Source organism: Psychromonas sp. Urea-02u-13, assembly GCF_002835995.1.
Taxonomy (GTDB): domain Bacteria; phylum Pseudomonadota; class Gammaproteobacteria; order Enterobacterales; family Psychromonadaceae; genus Psychromonas.
This window is the reverse complement of the sequence record NZ_PJBZ01000048.1, coordinates 16,263-35,705: the sequence shown is the minus strand read 5'-3', so window position 1 is coordinate 35,705 and position 19,443 is coordinate 16,263. Positions and strand designations below refer to the sequence as shown.

17 protein-coding genes are annotated in these 19,443 nt (G+C 39.5%); 9 read left to right on the top strand and 8 right to left on the bottom strand.

Going from position 1 to position 19,443, the window contains the following annotated elements; genetic code table 11:
* The first annotated feature begins 4 nt into the window (after positions 1-4).
* From CXF74_RS07315 to CXF74_RS07300, 4 genes are all read left to right on the top strand, one after another.
* The gene (locus tag CXF74_RS07315; protein ID WP_101081762.1) at positions 5-3,952 is read left to right on the top strand and encodes a YhdP family protein; all 3,948 of its coding nucleotides are present in this window, start codon (positions 5-7) and stop codon (positions 3,950-3,952) included.
* The gene (locus tag CXF74_RS07310) at positions 3,942-4,781 is read left to right on the top strand and encodes a carbon-nitrogen hydrolase family protein (RefSeq protein WP_101081761.1); all 840 of its coding nucleotides are present in this window, start codon (positions 3,942-3,944) and stop codon (positions 4,779-4,781) included. Before CXF74_RS07315 ends, CXF74_RS07310 begins: the two co-directional genes overlap by 11 nt.
* Positions 4,782-4,841: 60 nt before the next feature.
* Complete coding sequence (gene tldD, locus CXF74_RS07305; protein ID WP_101081760.1) at positions 4,842-6,287, top strand: metalloprotease TldD; 1,446 nt, start codon at positions 4,842-4,844, stop codon at positions 6,285-6,287.
* Positions 6,288-6,423: 136 nt separating this feature from the next.
* Positions 6,424-6,594: a DUF1508 domain-containing protein gene (locus CXF74_RS07300; RefSeq protein ID WP_101081759.1), complete on the top strand. Its 171-nt coding sequence runs from the start codon at positions 6,424-6,426 to the stop codon at positions 6,592-6,594.
* Between the two features lie 255 nt (positions 6,595-6,849).
* Here the strand turns inward: CXF74_RS07300 and CXF74_RS07295 are convergent, their stop codons facing one another.
* Positions 6,850-8,094 (bottom strand): methyl-accepting chemotaxis protein, encoded by a 1,245-nt coding sequence (locus CXF74_RS07295; RefSeq protein ID WP_101081758.1) that lies wholly within the window; start codon positions 8,092-8,094, stop codon positions 6,850-6,852.
* A 96-nt stretch (positions 8,095-8,190) separates the two neighbouring features.
* Entirely contained in the window at positions 8,191-8,706 is a 516-nt protein-coding gene (gene yjgA / locus CXF74_RS07290; protein ID WP_101081757.1) for a ribosome biogenesis factor YjgA, read from the bottom strand.
* 425 nt (positions 8,707-9,131) lie between these two features.
* On the opposite strand from yjgA, the gene pmbA reads away from it, so the two are divergent.
* A complete protein-coding gene (gene pmbA, locus CXF74_RS07285; RefSeq protein WP_101081756.1) occupies positions 9,132-10,457 on the top strand; it encodes a metalloprotease PmbA in 1,326 nt (441 codons plus the stop codon).
* Between the two features lie 55 nt (positions 10,458-10,512).
* Here the strand turns inward: pmbA and punR are convergent, their stop codons facing one another.
* Positions 10,513-11,415, bottom strand: coding sequence for a DNA-binding transcriptional activator PunR (gene punR, locus CXF74_RS07280; RefSeq protein WP_101081755.1), 903 nt, complete (start codon positions 11,413-11,415; stop codon positions 10,513-10,515).
* Between the two features lie 98 nt (positions 11,416-11,513).
* On the opposite strand from punR, the gene punC reads away from it, so the two are divergent.
* Positions 11,514-12,746, top strand: a complete 1,233-nt coding sequence (gene punC / locus CXF74_RS07275; RefSeq protein ID WP_101081754.1) for a purine nucleoside transporter PunC — start codon at positions 11,514-11,516, stop codon at positions 12,744-12,746.
* Positions 12,747-12,819: 73 nt separating this feature from the next.
* On the opposite strand, the gene CXF74_RS07270 is transcribed toward punC, so the two are convergent.
* The 5 genes from CXF74_RS07270 to rsfS are packed head-to-tail and all read right to left on the bottom strand — an operon-like array spanning position 12,820 to position 17,398.
* The gene (locus tag CXF74_RS07270; protein WP_101081753.1) at positions 12,820-13,602 is read right to left on the bottom strand and encodes a septal ring lytic transglycosylase RlpA family protein; all 783 of its coding nucleotides are present in this window, start codon (positions 13,600-13,602) and stop codon (positions 12,820-12,822) included.
* A 16-nt stretch (positions 13,603-13,618) separates the two neighbouring features.
* On the bottom strand, positions 13,619-14,719 hold the full coding sequence (gene rodA / locus CXF74_RS07265; RefSeq protein ID WP_101081752.1) for a rod shape-determining protein RodA: 1,101 nt from the start codon (positions 14,717-14,719) through the stop codon (positions 13,619-13,621).
* 1 nt (position 14,720) lies between these two features.
* Positions 14,721-16,598: a penicillin-binding protein 2 gene (gene mrdA, locus CXF74_RS07260; protein ID WP_101081751.1), complete on the bottom strand. Its 1,878-nt coding sequence runs from the start codon at positions 16,596-16,598 to the stop codon at positions 14,721-14,723.
* A 3-nt stretch (positions 16,599-16,601) separates the two neighbouring features.
* Positions 16,602-17,072 (bottom strand): 23S rRNA (pseudouridine(1915)-N(3))-methyltransferase RlmH, encoded by a 471-nt coding sequence (rlmH, locus tag CXF74_RS07255; RefSeq protein WP_101081750.1) that lies wholly within the window; start codon positions 17,070-17,072, stop codon positions 16,602-16,604.
* Positions 17,072-17,398: a ribosome silencing factor gene (gene rsfS / locus CXF74_RS07250; protein WP_101081749.1), complete on the bottom strand. Its 327-nt coding sequence runs from the start codon at positions 17,396-17,398 to the stop codon at positions 17,072-17,074. The genes rlmH and rsfS overlap by 1 nt, the downstream gene beginning before the upstream one ends.
* A gap of 323 nt (positions 17,399-17,721) precedes the next feature.
* Between rsfS and mraZ the strand changes: the two genes are divergently transcribed.
* Genes mraZ through ftsL form a run of 3 tightly spaced genes read left to right on the top strand, consistent with a single transcriptional unit; the run spans position 17,722 to position 19,442 of the window.
* Positions 17,722-18,180: a division/cell wall cluster transcriptional repressor MraZ gene (gene mraZ / locus CXF74_RS07245; protein ID WP_101081748.1), complete on the top strand. Its 459-nt coding sequence runs from the start codon at positions 17,722-17,724 to the stop codon at positions 18,178-18,180.
* A complete protein-coding gene (gene rsmH, locus CXF74_RS07240; RefSeq protein ID WP_101081747.1) occupies positions 18,180-19,127 on the top strand; it encodes a 16S rRNA (cytosine(1402)-N(4))-methyltransferase RsmH in 948 nt (315 codons plus the stop codon). Before mraZ ends, rsmH begins: the two co-directional genes overlap by 1 nt.
* Positions 19,128-19,442, top strand: a complete 315-nt coding sequence (ftsL, locus tag CXF74_RS07235) for a cell division protein FtsL (protein ID WP_101081746.1) — start codon at positions 19,128-19,130, stop codon at positions 19,440-19,442.
* Position 19,443: the final 1 nt, after the last annotated feature.

Below are 19,443 nucleotides of genomic sequence, written 5' to 3'. Positions count from 1 at the left end.
TTAATTGAAGAAATTTACCTTTAGATGGTTAAAGCGGTTCTATATTTTATTTGCTGTGAAGTTAGTCTTACTTGCTGTATTACTGACGTCCGCACGCATCTTATTTATTGGTGTTGATGGTTACAAAGAACAAGCAATTGACTGGCTAACAAGCGAATATAAGATAGATATATCAGTACAAGATATCTCTGCGGGTATCGATTTTTCGGGCATGATCTTAACGCTTAATAACGTTGAGTTATTGGATTCTGAAGATTTACCTTTTGTATTAACACTGAACCATCTTTTTCTTCATTTAGATTTTTGGGATTCTGTTACCGAGCAAAAACTCAACTTTAACAGTATCTCTCTGCAAGGCGCCGTACTTACGGTTAAAGAAGTTGATGGTCAAAGCACCTCTGAAAAGTCGCAGTTAACCATTAATAGACTCAAAGATATTTTTTTAACACAGCTTAAAAAAGTCTCCATTAAGGGCAGTACCCTCAACTTTACCGATCAACTCGGATTAGAAAAATCGATTGTTATTGAGCAACTACGTTGGTTAAACGAAGGCGATAATCACCAAGGTATCGGTCAAGCCACATTGACGAATACCATGGGTAAAAACAGTTTGAAATTTGTTGTTGATCTGTTTCCTGAAACTGACAAGAAACCTCTCTCAGGTAATTTATACCTGCACGCTGATAACCTCAACATTACTGATTACTTGATTAAACAGGTTAATACTAATGCTGAAATGCTTGAAGCGGTGGTTGGTTTTGAAGCATGGGCACAATTTTCTACTGATAAAATAGACTCGGTACAAGTACAGCTAAAAGAAAGTTCATTTGCTTGGTCTCAACTGAAAAGTTATCACAGTTGGGCGCTTAATAGTGGTCTTGTACAATTAACGAATGGCGATAATGGTTGGTTATTAGATAGTTATGATTTAGATATTAGCCGTAATCAAATACAGAGGAATCAGCTTAACATTAGTGGCCAAGGCGATAAAAAGAGCATTTTGGTGGATGTGGATGGTTTAACGATTAAGGATGTTATTCCTTTTTATCTTCTTTACTCTGATCTTAGCAGTGAACAAATAACGGCATTAAGACAATATGATATTGACGGTAATATCGATCAGATAGGTGTGAGTAGAGATAAGACCGATGATTTACAATTTAGCTTAAAAGTAAGCGAGTTAAAAAATCGTCCTGTCGGCGGTATTCCTGGTGTCAGTAATGCCAAGGTAACTCTGCAAGGAGATCTTAAACAAGGTCATGCAAACATTCGTTTGGCAAAACAAAAGATCTACTTTGATGGTCAATTTAGCCGTACTATGCCGGTTAAATCGGGTGATATCTCACTGCAATGGGCACAATCAAAAACAGGTTTCACTATTTCAAGTGATCAGACGCTATTAACCACTAATGAGTTGGATAGCATCAGTGAATTTTCTCTGTTTTTACCCAATGAACAGGCGCAAAATCAAAGTGCATTTTTAAGTTTATACAGCTATGCCTCACTCAATGATGCCAGCAAAGCGCAGTATTATTTTCCGATGAAAGCCATGGGTGATAGCGTATTTAAGTACCTTGAGCCGACCATTAAACAAGGACAAGTGAAGGGCGCTAAAATACTCTGGTATGGCGCGTTTAATCAATATCCTTACCTTGAGAATAACGGCATATTTCAAGCTTGGATACCGTTGCGTGATGCAAAATATGATTTTTATGGTCAGTGGCAAGGTTTAACAGATTTAGATTTAGACCTGTTATTCGAAAATGATTATCTGTTAATGGACGCTAAAAAAGCGACGTTAGGAAAAGTGAAACTTGATAAGTTAAGTGCAAAAGTCGATCACCTAAATCCCGATGGCATTTTAACCATTAAGGCTGATATTAACGAAGATGCACAAAAAATAAGTGATTATCTTAAAACCTCGCCACTGGGTGAAAGTGTGGGTAAGGCATTGTCTGTCATTCAGGTTTCTCAGCCGTTATCGGGCAATATCACATTAACCGTGCCATTTAACCGTGAAAAATTACAAACAAAAACAGAAGGTCAGGTTTACCTTAATAATAATGACATCAATATTGAGCTTGCTGATAACTTTTCGCTGCCATTAAAACAAGTTAACGGTAGCTTTAGTTTTGTTAATGGAAATTTAACCGCCAATGACATGAGCGCACAATTATTTGAGCAACCGTTAGTCATTGCCTTTAGTACTCTTGAAAAGAAAAAAAGTTATCAGGTAAATGCCGATATAAATGGCATTTGGAAATTGGCTAAATTAAGCGCTTTCCAGAAAAAACTTCAACCTTTGAGACTGTCTGGTCATTTAGATTGGTCTGGTAAAGTTGATTTTAAGCATCAATATACGGGTGGTTATCAATTTGATGTGGCGTTACATTCTGCAATGCAGGGGATAAGAACCAAGTTGCCCGCACCATTCTATAAAAACTCATTACATAGTTGGCCAACGGCGATTAATATTTCTGGTAATGATAATAGTAGCCGCCTGCAACTGAGCATTAAAGATAAACTCAGACTCGATAGCCAGCTTAATTATACTGCGGGTAAACAAACGGTTCCTTATTTCCATCTTAATATCGGCCCTTCTCCTGTTGCTGAAATTGATAAAACCAAGCAGGTTATCGATGTTAATTTAGAGACCTTAAATGTCGCTTCTTGGTATGATTATTGGTTAATTGAGCAACAAAAATTAGCTGAACAGTCTGATGATGGCAATGACAGTGATGAGCTTGATAAAAACCTTAGTGTTGAAGAGTTGCAGGAAAGTACGCCGTTAATCGCATTAGATGAAATTAATGTTGATATAAAACACTTAGATCTTTTTAATCAACCGTTAACGATTTTTAGTGCTAATGCACAGCAGATAGACAATCGTTGGGAGGCTAAAATAGCCTCAGATAAATTACAAACAAGCATCGAATATCGCCCCGGTATTCCGCTACGTGTTGATATCAATGCGACTAAGGTCGATTTTCAAGAGCTAGATATCAGCCTTATAAAAGATAAAGCGCAACCACAAAGCATAAAAAACATGCCAAGTGACAACTTGCGTATCGATTACCCTGAAGTCTTTATCGATTGTAAAACATGTATTTATAAAGAGATTGATTTATCGCCGTTGAGTGTACACATTTTCCCTACCAAGAAACGTCTAAACCTTGATTATATCAAAGTGGGCGAGGGTAATGAGTACACGGATATTTCAGGTTTTTGGGATCAACGTGTCACGAATATTATTGTTGATAGCGAAGCAGATAAAGAAGAGAGCCTAGTGCAACGCTTTGGTTTCACGAGCCCTGTTTACCATCAAAGCGCACAGCTTAGCGGTGCGTTCAACTGGGTGGGTGCACCTTGGCAAGCGAACCTTAATTCACTAAATGGTGCTTTTTCTGCGGTATTAAAAGATGGCGCAATTACCGAGGTGAGCGATAATGGCGCGCGTTTATTAAGTGTGTTTAGCTTAGACGGTATTCGTCGCTCGTTGAATTTAGAGTTTGATAATGTATTTGCAAAAGGTTTCAAATTTGATGAATTGACCTTCTCGGCAAATATCAATGATGGCGTACTCAGTAACGATGACTTTTATTTAGATGGCTCCGCTGGAAAAATCACCGGTAGCGGGTTAGTTGATTTACCAAATCAAAATACCAATTACAAATTTAGTTATAGCCCGGCCGTCACATCAAGCTTGCCGGTATTAGCGGCTTTTGCGATTAACCCTTTAACCGGTGCAGCTGTATTAATGTTAACCAAAATCTTAGAGCCGGTGGTTGATACGATTATTCGTGTTGATTTCTCTGTCAAAGGGGATTTAACTAACCCTGATGTCAAGTTAGTGACCAGAGAACGAGGTAAAATAAAATTGGAAAACAGTGAAGTATTACAGGAAATGAGTGAGCAACAACAAGAGTTTCAGGGGCGACAACATGCACAATAAACTTTCTGCTTTACAACTTGTGAGCGGCGCTTCTCCTGAATGTAATATTGAAACAATAAAAAAATTATTAATATCATTATCACCGAAAAAAAATCAGTTGGTATTATTGCCTGAAAATGCACTGCTATTTGCTAACAGGGAAGCTTATTTAACCTTGGCGGAATCTCTCGGTGTTGGTGTTTTTCAAAGGCAACTTGCCGATTTAGCCAAGCAATATAGCTGTTATATCATTTGTGGTAGTTTCCCGATTAAAAGTGAAATCAATAATAAAATCTACACAACTAGCTTAGTGTTTTCACCCACAGGTGACTTAATCAGTCATTATCATAAAATTCATCTGTTTGATGCTTTAGTGGCTGACGGACAGGGGATGTATAAAGAGTCTGATACATTTGTACCGGGCAAGTCGTTACAACTCTTTGATTGGCAAACCGATAACGGTATCGTTAAAGTGGGTCTTGCTATCTGTTATGACCTACGTTTTCCTGCGTTATTTCAAGCGTTGCGTGAAAAAGGGGCTGAAGTGCTGTTGTTACCAGCTGCTTTTACGCAGGTAACAGGCCAGGCACATTGGTTACCTCTATTGCAAGCACGTGCGGTTGAAAACCAATGTTATGTCGTGGCCGCCAATCAGGGCGGATTACATGACTGTGGACGAGAAACTTATGGCCATTCAATGGTAGTATCCCCTTGGGGAGAGGTGTTAGACAAACTTGAAAAGAACGAAGGTTTTGTCTGTGCACCATTTTCTAAAACGACAATAGATGATTTACGCACTAGTATGCCAATATCAACACATAATCGCTTTGCTATCCCCAAGCTACTTTAAGATGTAGGAACCAGCATCTTAAGCTAGTTTGGGTATTATGTTTTAAAATAAGGAAAAAGTATGTCTTTTGAACAGGTTTGTGAACGCTTTTTAGCACCTGCACAGTTATCCCTTTCTGATTTACAATCACAACTTGGGCGTATTAGTACACCACAAATAGATTATGCAGATTTTTACTTCCAATCAAGTCGCCATGAGTCTTGGGTATTAGAAGATGGTATCGTTAAAGACGGTAGCTACAATATCGACAAGGGTGTCGGCATACGTGCTGTCTCTGGTGAGAAAACAGGTTTTGCTTATGCAGACCAGATTTCAAAAAAATCAATCACTGATGCAGCTAGTGCTGCACGTAGTATTGTCAAAAGCGGTCAAGAGCGTCAAATTAAATTGATATTACCAACGGATAAAAAGTTGGTTTATGGCGATTCTGATCCATTAAGCAGTTTGCCACAGGCTAAAAAAATTGCCTTACTCAAAGAAGTTGATGTTTTTACGCGTGCACTTGATCCTGCTGTTTGTGAAGTCACTGTTTCGCTTAATGCCGTTTATGAAGAGATTTTAGTGGCCGCTAGTGATGGCACATTAGCGACCGATATTCGTCCGTTAGTGCGTTTTAGCTGTTCTGTATTAATAGAGAAAAATGGTAAACGTGAACACGGTAGCGCAGGGGGCGGTGGTCGTTTTGACCTCGACTATTTTACCGATACAGTTGAAGGTGAAACGAAGGCGTTCTCTTATGCACGTGCAGCGGTTCGCCAAGCATTAATTAACATCGACGCGATTGATGCCCCAGCGGGATCAATGCCGGTTATTATTGGGGCAGGTTGGCCTGGTGTTTTATTACATGAAGCGGTTGGGCACGGTTTAGAAGGTGACTTTAATCGTAAAGGCTCTTCAGCGTATAGCGGTAAAATAGGCGAGCAAGTGGCTTCAAAGCATTGCACTATTATTGATGATGGCACGATTAAAGACCGCCGCGGTTCAATTAATATCGATGATGAAGGGACTATTGGTCAGCGTAATGTGCTGATAGAAAATGGTATTTTAAAAGGTTACATGCAAGATAAACTTAATGCGCGTTTGATGGGTGTTGCTCCAACGGGTAACGGTCGTCGTGAGTCTTATGCACACTTGCCTTTACCACGTATGACAAACACCTTTATGCTTAACGGTGAACATGAACATGAAGAGCTAATAAGCAGTGTTAAGAAAGGTATTTACGCGCCAAACTTTGGTGGCGGTCAAGTGGATATTACTTCTGGTAAATTTGTTTTCTCAGCTTCTGAGGCTTACCTCATTGAAGACGGTAAAGTCACTGCACCTATAAAAGGGGCAACCTTAATAGGTAATGGTTTTGATGCAATGCAACAAATCTCAATGGTTGCTAACAACATGAAGCTTGATCCGGGTGTTGGTGTGTGTGGTAAAGAAGGACAAAGTATTCCAGTGGGTGTCGGTCAGCCTTCTGTTAAAATTGATCAGTTAACTGTGGGTGGTACAAACTAGTTTTAAGATCAGAAATAGGTACTTTTAAAATGTTAGAGATAGCGCGCATTAATGCGAACTCTGTTGACTGAATTTCACTTTTTATACTATGCTTATTTTATTGTTATTTTTTTATAAGTTGTAATAGGGGTGGAATATGTCAGATAAGTGGAAAATATATACAGACTCTCGAAATAAATGGTGCTGGTATAAAACAGCTGGAAATGGGCAGATGTTAGGTGCCTCTAAGACAAGTTATGAGACCGAAGCTGAATGTATTAAAGATGCAAAAGAGAATGGCATGACAGAGGATTCTCCGCGATTTTAACCGGCTTTATTAGTACCTAAAAGACAAACGCTAAAAACCAAAAAGGGACATTTAATTGTCCCTTTTTGGTTTTTAGCGTTTGTAAATGTTATAGCAATCCGCTTAACTCTCTGGTCTACCTTGCTGGTTAAAATCGATGACAACACTATTGTTTTCAATTTCAATAGCCAGCTATTGCTCAATCAAACGTTTTGTTCTCATCAATTTTACCTACGTAATGTTAGGCCATTTAATTAAGCGCAACGTTATGCGCTGTTAAAACAGCTCTATATTATCTTCTTCTAGCGCTATTGGTTGATCACTTGCACGTTGCTCTGTGCGTGTTTTCGCCTCCCAATTTGTATTTTTAAGCGCAAACAACTCTAATTTTTCTTTTAATACCTCTGCGAGTTTTGCCATATCTTCAGAACTGACCGATTGTATTTGTGAATTTTCTAGTGCGCCACTATTAAGCTCAACCATCGCATCAACGGAATTCTTCGCATTGGTTGATATCGACTGTTGTAAGCTGATTGCATCATGTGCCTGTGACGATTTTTCATCAATGGCATTGATTGATTGAGTGATTTTATCGAGTTGTGCATTAGCTTGATGAGAAAGCTCTAAGGTGCTCTGTGCGGACTCTCGCCCTACCTGCATAACTTGATAAGCTTGACCGGTGCTATGTTGAATCTGAGTAATAATATCACGCACTTCTTTTGTTGATTTTGTTGTACGTTCAGCAAGCGTACGTACTTCATCCGCGACAACAGCAAACCCACGACCATGTTCGCCTGCGCGTGCCGCTTCAATGGCTGCATTTAAGGCGAGTAGGTTTGTTTGGTCTGCAATGGCGCTAATAACATCAGTGATGGCGTTGATCTGGTCGCTATCTGTTTTTAACTGATCGATATGTTTTGAGGCTTCTTCTATATGGTCAGTCAAATGCGTTAGGCTTTCTGACGCACTTTCAGTTCCTTTTTTGGCGATATTAACGTTATTCGCCGTTTCCTTTACTTCTGAGAAAATCACTTCCACTTCACTATCAAGTTCATCCGTGGCCGTGGTCATTTCGTTCATTGCATTACTCAGTTGATGGCCATGTGTTTCCTGCATCATCGCTTTTTGAATCATTGAACTATAAGTATCTTTTAAATCCTGAGACATAGGAATGAGGCGTGAGCTTGAACTACATATTTCTTTTAATCGGCTTTCAGTTTGCTCATTCTGATGATTGAGTTGTGTTATAAACTCTTTAAACACAGTCGACTTGGCATTATTGAATCTGAAATCTAAGTTAACCAGATTTGATGATGCTTGGTGTTGTTTGCTGAACTCAGTAAAACTGGATAAGGCAGGGGAGAATTGTTGATAAAAGAGTATAAAGCCGATTTTAATGGCAATAATATCGATAATGAAGGTAACTAAAAAGGCATTGCTAAATAAGAAGTTATTTAACAGATGCCCAATTAATAGAAAGAGTACAGGGACCAAGATAAGCGAAATGGATTTTTTAAGCATAAATAACCTATTTATTTGAATTGTTCTGCAAATTATAGGTTATTTATGTTTTTATAGTTTTTATATCAAATCACAAATCTAGAAGTATGAACTAGATCATAAACAAGTTGGCTTAAGATAGATGAATAAGTCTTTTGCCGCTTTTGCTATTTTCTCTGGTTTTTCTGTTTTCTTTTCTTTATTTACTTGGCGTACTAACTGACGTAGTTTTTGACGCTCTAAAGTTGGGAACTGCTCAAGCAACTCATTAATTTTACTATCGCCTTGCTCTACAAGTTCATCACGTAGTTTTTCTAGACGTATTGTTGCATGTGTTAATTGTTGGTGTTTGTTATTGAGTTTATCAATAGCAGTACGGATAGCGACACAATCTTCACTACGTAATACTTTACCGATGTATTGAATTTGGCGACGTAATGCTTCGTGCTTACCTTCAATTTTGTGCGCAACAGAGATTGCATGAAACAATAACTCACTGCCTGGAATTTGTGGTAATTGCTTTTTACTTAGTGCAACTAAGTCACGGCCAATTAACTTTAAGGCTTCAGCTTCACGTTTGATTTGTGATTTACTGATCTCGTCTTCTTCGATTATTTCTACTTTTTTATTCATAATGTATTTTTCGTTACAGATTAAGGGGAATTAGTACTTACTCGTTATCATTCAAGGTGCTTTATTCAGTCGTCAGCCCGGCAGCTAAGGCAAGGCACAGTATGATGACAATGGTTCGCCCTTGTCAAATACTGTAACGCCGAATTAGTTGTCGGGCTGACGACCCGCAGGGCAAGCTGTGAGATAAACATTTTCGTGTCTTTCGAGCAATTGACTTCGTCAATTCTCTACCGACTTTTATCAAATGCGAGCATTTAATAAATAGTTAGAAAGTCTTGATTGAACCAGTTAGACCTTCAACTTCCTGCCTAGAATCTGTTTATCTCACGGCTTGCTGAATTTTGCACTTTGAATGATAACGAGTAATCAGTATACGTGTTATTCTCTGTGTTTCTAAATTTAATTTATGTTACTGGTATTTGATTATGATCGAACAAAAACAACAACTAGAAGATGCGGTTAACGAAGCACTCATTATTGCTAAAAAATTAGGCGTAGACCAAGCGGAAGTCGCGCTCGGAAAAAGCTCTGGTAGCTCAGTTAATACACGTTTAGGTGAAGTTGAAAATGTTGAATTTAACCTAGATGGCGCAATGGGTATCAGTGTTTATGTTGATCAATGTAAAGGCAGTGCCTCTACTTCAGATTTAAGCCCCGAAGCGATTGCCTCTACGGTAAAAGCTGCCGTTGATATTGCGCGTTATACCAGTAAAGATAAATACGCAGGTTTATTAGATAAAGAATTATTAGAAACTGCGCCACAAGACTTGGATCTTTATCATCCAAGCAGTTTGAATACAGAGCAATTGTTAGCACTTGCTAAAGAATGTGAAGATATCGCGTTAAGTAGTGACAAACGCATTGTGAACTCAGATGGCGCCGCGGTGAATAGTCACTCAACGCTGCGTGTATACGGTAATAGCAATGGGTTCTTGCATAGTTATGCAAGTAGTCGTCATAGTTTAAGCTGTGTGTTGATTGCCCAGCAAGACGACGATATGCAACGTGATTATAGCTACACAAGTGCACGTGACATGAATGATCTGTTAAGTGCAAAATGGGTGGCGGATGAAACGGTTAAACGCACTCTTTCGCGTTTAGGTGCCACTAAAATTAAAACTCAAGAGGCGCCGGTGTTATTTGCTCCGGAAGTGGCAACGGGGTTATTCGGCCATTTAGTTGGGGCGATTAGTGGTACTAGTATCTATAAAAAATCTACTTTCTTACTCGATAGTTTAGATACACAGATATTCCCGAGTTGGATGAAGATTTCAGAGAAACCACATATCATTAAAGGTATTGCTAGTTCACCTTTCGATCAAGAAGGCGGTAAAACGATTGATCGTAATATTATTGAACAAGGTGTATTACAAACTTACCTGTTAACGGGCTATGCTGCGCGTCAATTAAAAATGCAAAGTACAGGGCATACCGGTGGCATTCATAACTGGTTTGTTAATGATAGCGGTCTAGACTTAGCCGGATTATTTAAAGAGATGGGCACGGGTTTCTTTGTCACTGAGCTAATGGGTCAAGGTGTGAACATGGTAACCGGTGATTACTCACGTGGCGCATCGGGTTTTTGGATTGAAAATGGTGTGATCGCTTACCCAGTACATGAAGTGACCATTGCGGGTAATTTAAAAGAGATGTTTATGGGCATAGAAGCGATAGGATCAGATGTTGACGCACGCAGTAGTCTAAAAACCGGTTCTATTTTAATTAATAAAATGAAAATAGCCGGGGCATAGTTTTTTAAGGCTAGCAGCTTTCCTGCATGCTAGCCTTCCCGCTTATCACTTCTTTTTATGCCAGCCATTGCTGGTGTAGTTTCTCGCTATCCCCTAAGTAGTTTAATAACCATTTTACTGCGGGGGGGAGTTGCTCATCTTTCCATGCTAGACAACAAGGGCTATTAGCCGCTTTATTTAATAACTCTTTTTTAATGAGCAAACCTTGTTCAATTAATGGTATCGCACGATGTGCAGGCATAACACCTATGCCTAACCCGGCAATAAAACACTGCTCAGCACTGTGCCAATTTGGTACCACTAAACGGCGCTGATTATCGACCAACCAGGTTGCACGTTTGGGCAATTTCCTCGCACTATCTTCCAAACATATACACGGAAAATCAATCAATTGTTGATCTGTTATAGGCTCAATTTGTTGTGCAAGAGGGTGGTCTTTACTGACAACAAAATCCCAACATAACTCTCCCATTGAGCGGTAGGCAACCCCACCTGTAATAGGTACTGCAGAAGTTGCACCAATGGCAATGTCTGCTCGGCCATCTGCAAGCGCATCCCAAACACCATTAAACACTTCCATGGTCAGTAATAATTCAATGTCGGGAAAAGCTTGATAAAAATCAGCGACTAATTGGTTTACAGAGGATTCATGCACAACATTATCAAGTGCAATGGAAACACTACTTTGCCAACCATTTGCAACACGTTGTGTTTGCTGTTTGATTTCTCCCATCTGCTTAAGCAGTGACCTTGCTTGGGTGACAAAATATTCTCCCGCGGGGGTGAGCTGTACTTTACGGTGTAAACGTTTAAACAGAAAAACACCTAATTTGTCTTCAATCACTTTAACCGTATAGCTTATTGCACTGGGTACTTTGTGCAATTCATCAGCGGCCGCAGTGAAACTTCCACGGCGGGCAACGGCATCAATAACAACTAAATCATGGTTGGAAAACATACACATCAACTTTTTTGAAGGCAAAGGTTAAAATATACCGTTTTATTGCTTACTAATGCAAGAATATACTGTGTGAAATTCAATAAACTGAGAATAAAATGGATAAAGTAAACACGGCAGTACAAAGCAAAATACCCTATATCTGGTTATCAGGATTAAGCATGTTAGGCTTTCTTGCAACTGATATGTATCTCCCTGCATTTGATATTTTGCGTCAAGATTTATCGACAAGTAGCCAAATGATTGGCTGGTCGTTAAGTATCTTCCTGTTAGGTATGGCAATCGGTCAATTGGTTTATGGTCCATTAAGTCAGAAATTCGGTAAAAAACCGGTATTAATGTCGAGCTTAGCTATTTTCAGTGTTGGTACCATTATCTGTGCGATGACAAATAGTGTTGAATTGTTATTGGCGGGACGATTTGTACAATCAATCGGTGCTGCTGGTGCCACGATTATTTGGCAATCTTTTGTTATCGAAAAATATGATGAGAAAACATCACAACGTATTTTTGCAACTGTGATGCCTTTAGTCGCACTTTCACCTGCTTTAGCACCTATCGTTGGCGCACTGCTTGAAACACAATTTGGTTGGCAGAGTATATTTTATTGTTTATTAGCGATTGGTGTTGTTTGGATGATCCGCAGTAGCTTGATTGATTTCAGCAATGCACAGCAAAGTCAGCCACAAGTGGCAGAAGAAAAACAAACGGTTTCTGTTTTCAAAACTTATATGACCATTCTAAAATCTACAAAATTCAGTGGTAATATGGTTATTTATGCAGCTTGTTCTGCTGCCTTTTTTGCCTGGTTAACCGGCTCTCCTTTTGCTATGAGTGCAATGGGATATTCAGGTACGGATATCGGCCTAAGCTACTTGCCTCAAACCGTTGCCTTTATTGTTGGTGGTTATACGTGTCGCTCGCTACTTGCACGTTATGGTAGTGAAAAGATATTACCTTGGTTATTAAAGCTATTTATCATCAGTGTTATTGTGATGTTTGCTGTTGCAATGACAACAGAGCAAAGCAGTATTATCCCACTATTAATTCCAATGTGCTTTATGGCTGCTGCTAATGGTGCAATTTATCCGATTGTTGCGAATAATGCGTTAGTGGGTTTTAAAGAAAACAGTGCATCAGCATCTGGCTTAATGAACTTTTTACAGATGATGTTATGCATGGTGGCAAGCGCGGTTGTTTCGTTATTCAGTGATTATGGTGTTGTTGCGATGACGGCTGTGATGGTGTTCCAATCAGTGTTAGTGATTGTTGGATACGGCTTAGTTAAAAAAGAACGTAACTTACAAAATTTAACAGAAGCTACGCTTTAAATAGTGACCTTTGAATAATTACGTTTACATACCAATTATTCAAATAATGACGCTGATAGTGAGTTACTCGCTATCAGCGTTTCTTTTGCTGGACAATAAAGGCGTTAGGATAATCAACCTGTAGGTTATTAAGCAGTTTTTTTGCCTCTGCTTCATTACTTAAAGGGCCTAAGCGTAATCGGTAGTTGGTTTTATCTTTCACCGTTGCGTATTCTACTTGATGTTGTTTGCTGAGTTTTTTACCGAGTAATTTGGCTTTATCCGCTTGTGATGTAACTAAATACTGCACATAGAAATAACCATTCAAAAAATCTGTTTTATGCTCACTCTGCGCTTCAGTAAAATGTATTAATTCTACCTTCACTTTCGCTGTACCTGTCTTGACGATATCGAGCTTATTAGCTGCCGCGTAAGAAAGATCAATCACTCTGCCTTCATGAAAAGGGCCTCTATCATTAACACGTACAATTACTTGTTTATTATTTTCAAGGTTAGTGACTTTCACATAGCTTGGCAGTGGTAAGTTTTTATGAGCTGCGCTCATTGCAAACATATCGTAGCGTTCACCATTAGACGTCAGGTGGCCATGAAATTTATTGCCGTACCAAGAAGCATAACCTTGCTCTGTAAAGGTTGTGACATCTTTTAATACTTTATAATCAATACCACGTACGCGGTAATCTTTATTGCCACCACGAGAATAGGGCTCATAACGTGGCACCACATCTTCAATATGGGTAAGCGGAGGAATATCATCTGGCTGATGATCATCGCTATATTGATAACGGTTTGAACTACAGCTGGTGAGTAAAACAAGCACCGATAAAGTGGTAGCAATCTTTAAATTTTTTTTCATTATGTCTCTTACATTATCAGTATTTAGTATTAAATGTTTTATGGGTATTAAATGACATCAATACACCAAAGCCGGCGAGTAAGGTAACGATTGAGGTGCCACCATAACTGATTAGAGGTAATGGCACGCCTACAACCGGTAATATGCCACTCACCATGCCTATATTTACAAAAACGTAAACAAAGAAGGTCAGGATAATACTGCCCGCGACTAACTTAGTAAACGCATCTTGTGCTTGATTCGCAATCCACAAACCACGACCAATAATAAATAAATAGATAGTTAACAGCAGTAAAATACCAACAAAGCCAAACTCTTCAGAGAACACTGAAAAAATAAAGTCAGTATGGCGTTCAGGTAAAAATTCTAACTGTGATTGTGTTCCCTGTTGCCAACCTTTTCCCCACATTCCACCTGAGCCGATGGCAATTTTAGATTGAATAATATGATAACCGGCACCTAACGGATCTGCCTCGGGATTAAACAGGGTTAAAACACGTCCTCGCTGATAATCATGCATCAGGTAAAACCATAAAATGGGTGCGAATGCGAGTATGGCGGTGATAGCTATGCCGATATAAAGCCACGATATGCCAGAGAGAAATAACGCAAAAAGACCCGAAGAGGCCACTAATATAGAGGTGCCTAAATCTGGCTGTTTAGCGATTAATAACGTTGGCACAATAACAATAATGAGTGCAACGATGGCTTTGCTGAATTTAATCGGCAGGGTGTATTGGCTAACAAAATAAGCAACCGCAAAAGGCATGATGAGTTTCATTATTTCTGAGGGCTGAAACTTAGTGAAACCTAAGTCTAACCAGCGTTGTGCGCCTTTACCCGTATGTCCAATAACCAATACTGCGACTAATAAAAGGACACAAATAACAAAAATAGCAGGGGTCCAGCGTTGGTAAACGCCAGGCGGTATTTGTGCCATGACCAGCATGGCGCTAATAGCAATGCCTAAGCGAATGAGTTGTGGTACGACCCAGTCGGGAGAAACAGAATAAAGTGTGGCTAGGCTTAATGTCATTAAACATAAAATACCGAGTAATAACCATGGGTCAATATGCAAACGGTAAAAGATACTTTTTTGTGCTTTGGTACTTACCATTTTAAAAGCTCACTCGTTCTTTAGGTTTTATATGATCAAAATACTCATCAAAGAGCGCACGAATAATTGGGGCTCCATTAGTACTCCCGCCACCTGCATTCTCTAAGATTACTGTGGCAGTCACTTCCGGTGATTCATAGGGTGCAAAGGCGACAAACATGGCATTATCTCGGTGATGTTCAGAAATTTTATCTGCGTCATACTCTTCACCTTCTTTCATATTAATGACCTGTGCGGTGCCTGACTTACCCGCCACTGTATAGGACGTTTTAGCAAATGCACGATGTGCTGTGCCTGTTTTTTTACTGGTAACGCCATACATTGCCTTTAATGCAATTTCCCAATAATGTTCATCTTGTAACTTTATCGGTTCTGATCTTTCTAAAGGCGGTGTAAATGACCCGCCTTTAGAAACAATAGAGTGTAATATTTGTGGTGTGATCACTTCCCCTTTTCGGGCTAAAATCGCGGTGGCCTGAGTAAGTTGAATAGGTGTGACTGTCCAGTAACCTTGTCCGATACCCACAGAAATAGTATCACCATCGTACCAAGGCGCATTATAGCGTGCGCGTTTCCATTCTCTTGATGGCATGATAGCTTTGGTCTCTTCACCAATGTCTAATCCACTATAATGTCCAAAACCAAACAGTTGCATAAACGGATTAATTCTATCGATGCCGACCTTATAAGCAGTATCGTAAAAGAAAGTATCACAGCTTTGCTCGATCGCATGATTGACATCAACTTCGCCATGACCCCAGCGCTTCCAATCACGAAAACGTCGTTTACTACCGGGCACAATCCACCAACCTGGATCTTTTACTTTGGTATGTTCGGTGATGACTTTGGTATCTAATGCGAGAAGTGCCATTTGTGGTTTAATGGTTGATGCAGGCGGATAACGTCCTTGGGTTGCTCGATTTATAAGCGGTCTATCTTTGGAGTTTAAAAGCGCATTATATTTTTTGCTACTAATGCCCTGTACAAATAAGTTTGGATCATAACTCGGGTTAGAGACTAGGCTTAAAATCCCCCCGGTGCGTGTATCCATCACAATCACACTACCACGCGTATCGCCGAGTAATTTTTGCGCTTTAAGTTGTAACTGGATATCAATATTCAGTTTAATATCTTTGCCTGGCGTAGGTGGGGTGAAACTAAGCACACGAATAACTTTCCCCCAACTGTCTACTTCAACTTGGCGTTGTCCTGGTTGTCCGTGTAATGTTTCTTCGTAATATTTTTCAATACCTAATTTGCCAATGAAATGCGTACCACGATAACGTGCCGTCTCGCCTTTCTCTTCAATGCGTTTTAGGTCATTACTGTTAATTTTCGCGATATAACCTAAAACATGGGTAAACGAATCACCAAAAGGGTAAAAACGCTTTAGGTTAGCTTTGATGGAGAAACCTTTGAAGTTATGTTGGTTCACTGTGAACAGCGCGACCTCTTCGGTGGTTAATTGGTCACGTAATAGTATGGGTCTATAGGAGCGAGAGTAACGATTTCGGCTATAAAAAAGCTCAACTTCTTGCTCAGTAAGATCCAGCATATTACGCATTTTATTGATTTTTTGTTTGAGGTTTTTGGTTTTTCTAACCACAACTTGTAAGCTGTAAACGGGTCTGTTTTCGGCAAGAATAATGCCATTTCTATCGTAGATAAGACCACGATTTGGGGGGACTGTCTGTACGCTGATACGGTTATCATTGGAACGAGTCTGAAAGCTTTCAAAGGAGTTGATTTGCAGATAATAAAGATTGGTAATTAATACCCCAATCGCAAAGATAATTGCGATAAAAACCACCAATGTGCGGCGCATAAAAAGCGCAGACTCAGCTGAGTGGTTACGTATACTGACTCGTTTTCTTGCCACAAATTACTCGCGATGGTAGGGGTGATTAATGGTTAGTGTATAAGCACGATATAAACCTTCGGCCACAATGATGCGTACTAACGGATGAGGTAACGTAAGCGCAGAAAGCGACCAACGTTGTTCCGATTTAGCAATACACTCTGGAGCAAGTCCTTCTGGTCCACCAATGAGCAAACTGATATTCCGTGCATCTAACTGCCACTTTTTCATTTCGCCCGCTAATTGCTCGGTTGTCCATGGTTTACCAGTGACTTCAAGGGTGACTATTTTATTACCCTTGGGGATAGCAGCGAGGGTTAATTCTCCCTCTCTTTTTAAAATGCGTTTTATATCCGCATTTTTACCACGCTTTCCTGCACTAATTTCAAGTAGTTCAAGTTGTAACTCTTTAGGAAAGCGTCGTGCATACTCTTGATATCCTTTTTCAACCCAGTCGGGCATTTTGGTGCCGACTGCGATTAACTGAATTTTCATTAAGCAGTGTGTCCCCAAAGTGTTTCTAGGTCGTAAAATTGGCGAGTTTCATCTTGCATTACGTGTAATACAACATTGCCTAAATCTACTAGTACCCATTCACTACCTTCTAAGCCTTCAACACCAATCGGTGCATCACCAGCACGTTTTGCTGCTAGTGCTGTTTGCTCTGCAATTGAACGAACGTGGCGTTTTGAGTTACCAGTACAAATAATCATTGTATCAGTTACGTCAGAAGTGCCTGAAACATCAATAATAGTGATTTCTTTTGCTTTCATATCTTCGATTTGTGTTATCACAAATGCTTTTAATTCTTGGTCTAACAAAGGAGTGTCCTTTTTAAATAAAACGGTTAATTGCGAACTATATCACGTCCAAGCATCCCAGTACCATGTTTGATAATAAATTCACTATTTTAATAATTTCTAGTTATCTAACTCAATATTCACCTGTTTTGAACTGTTAGATCATATTTGTGTGATGAAAGTCATTAAAATAAAAGATCCTTTACTTGCAAAAACGGTGCACTTTATTAAACTTCCTGATCTATTGTGGTAAAAAGTGTCTAAAAGTGGAACTTTTCCCCTTAATCCGCGCTAATATACAATAAAAGTGCATACATTTATTAATAAGTCAGGGCTTAGTGGTCATGTTACGTAGTGCAAACGCAATTAACATTGATGGTAAAGGAAGGATCGCCATGCCAACACGATATCGTGATGGCTTGATGGATTCCTGCCAAGGTCAATTTGTGTGCACTATTGATTTACAATCACCTTGCTTATTACTCTATCCATTAAATGAATGGTTAGTGATAGAAAAAAAGTTAAGCGCATTATCAAGTACTAACGATGTAGAACGTCGTGTACAACGATTAATCTTAGGATATGCAACGGAAACTGAATTAGACAAAGGAGGGCGCTTATTGATTGCGCCCACTTTAAGAAAGCATGCAAAATTACAAAAAAAAGTCATGCTAGTCGGTCAGTTTAATAAATTTGAATTGTGGGATGAAGATATGTGGCAGCAACAAGTCGAAGCTGATCTACTTATCGGTTTACCATCTGACGATCAATTAACAGAAAGTTTAAAAGGGTTCTCATTATAATGGCAGAGCATATTACAGTTTTATTAGACGAAGCAGTCAACGGTTTAGCCCTTAAGAAAGACGGCATTTATGTTGACGGTACTTTTGGTCGTGGCGGACATTCTCGTTATATTTTAGATCGCTTAGGCGAAAATGGACGTTTGATAGCCATTGATAGAGATCCGCGTGCGATTGCCGTTGGCGAAGAATTAATGAAGCAAGATCCGCGTTTTCAGATTGTTCACGGGCCTTTTTCGGGTTTAGCTGAATATGTAAAAGATCTTGATTTAGCTGGGCAAATAGACGGCGTTTTACTGGATCTTGGTGTTTCTTCACCACAACTTGATGATGCTGAGCGTGGTTTCAGTTTTATGCGTGACGGCCCATTAGATATGCGTATGGATCCAACATCGGGTATCAGTGCTGCTGATTGGTTAGCAAAAGCGGATGTTGAAGATATTAGTTGGGTATTAAAAACCTTTGGTGAAGAGAAATTCGCTTACCGTATTGCACGTGCCATTGTTGAAGATCGTGAAGAAAAACCTTTCTTACGTACCTTAGATCTTGCGCAATTGATTGAACGTCTGTGCCCTAAACGTGAAAAGAAAAAACATCCCGCAACGCGCAGTTTCCAAGCGATTCGCATTTACGTAAATAGTGAGCTTGAAGAAATTCATAAAGTATTAGACGGCGCATTGGACATTCTTGCTGTCGGTGGTCAACTGTCGGTGATTAGCTTCCATTCTCTTGAAGATCGTATTGTTAAACGCTTTATTCGTAAAGAAGAAAAAGGCCGTGAATATCCACCGGGATTACCGTTAACGGATGCTCAAATGCAGTTTGGAAGAACATTGAAAGGACTGGGTAAAGCATTAAAACCAAGTGCACGTGAAGTCGATGAGAATCCCCGTGCGCGTAGTTCTGTATTACGTGTTGCATTGAAAATTGCACAGCCAGAGAGCGAATAATTGAGTGTAACGCGTGACAATTTATTATTATTGATTGTTGCCGATCTACGCCGATATTTTGCCGTGATATTACTGGGGATCGTGCTGTTATTTAGTGCTTTTTATAATGTTTATATTACCCATGAAACACGAAAGTTGGTCACTCAAAAAGATCAATTAGCACAACAAAAAGATAACTTAATGATTGAATGGCAGAATTTGTTGCTCGAAGAGCATACGTTAGACGAGCACAGTCGCATCAGACGTATAGCAAAGGAAAAGCTTTCAATGTCACAACCCACCAAAAATAACAGTGTATTAGTGGAAATTCCATAAA

What these genes read in the sequence shown, in the direction of transcription:
- CXF74_RS07310 (WP_101081761.1), top strand. Translation starts at nt 3,942, where the DNA reads ATGCACAATAAACTTTCTGCTTTACAACTTGTGAGCGGCGCTTCTCCT.
- tldD (WP_101081760.1), top strand. Translation starts at nt 4,842, where the DNA reads ATGTCTTTTGAACAGGTTTGTGAACGCTTTTTAGCACCTGCACAGTTA.
- CXF74_RS07300 (WP_101081759.1), top strand. Translation starts at nt 6,424, where the DNA reads ATGTCAGATAAGTGGAAAATATATACAGACTCTCGAAATAAATGGTGC.
- CXF74_RS07295 (WP_101081758.1), bottom strand. Translation starts at nt 8,094, where the DNA reads ATGCTTAAAAAATCCATTTCGCTTATCTTGGTCCCTGTACTCTTTCTA.
- yjgA (WP_101081757.1), bottom strand. Translation starts at nt 8,706, where the DNA reads ATGAATAAAAAAGTAGAAATAATCGAAGAAGACGAGATCAGTAAATCA.
- pmbA (WP_101081756.1), top strand. Translation starts at nt 9,132, where the DNA reads ATGATCGAACAAAAACAACAACTAGAAGATGCGGTTAACGAAGCACTC.
- punR (WP_101081755.1), bottom strand. Translation starts at nt 11,415, where the DNA reads ATGTTTTCCAACCATGATTTAGTTGTTATTGATGCCGTTGCCCGCCGT.
- punC (WP_101081754.1), top strand. Translation starts at nt 11,514, where the DNA reads ATGGATAAAGTAAACACGGCAGTACAAAGCAAAATACCCTATATCTGG.
- CXF74_RS07270 (WP_101081753.1), bottom strand. Translation starts at nt 13,602, where the DNA reads ATGAAAAAAAATTTAAAGATTGCTACCACTTTATCGGTGCTTGTTTTA.
- rodA (WP_101081752.1), bottom strand. Translation starts at nt 14,719, where the DNA reads ATGGTAAGTACCAAAGCACAAAAAAGTATCTTTTACCGTTTGCATATT.
- rlmH (WP_101081750.1), bottom strand. Translation starts at nt 17,072, where the DNA reads ATGAAAATTCAGTTAATCGCAGTCGGCACCAAAATGCCCGACTGGGTT.
- mraZ (WP_101081748.1), top strand. Translation starts at nt 17,722, where the DNA reads ATGTTACGTAGTGCAAACGCAATTAACATTGATGGTAAAGGAAGGATC.
- rsmH (WP_101081747.1), top strand. Translation starts at nt 18,180, where the DNA reads ATGGCAGAGCATATTACAGTTTTATTAGACGAAGCAGTCAACGGTTTA.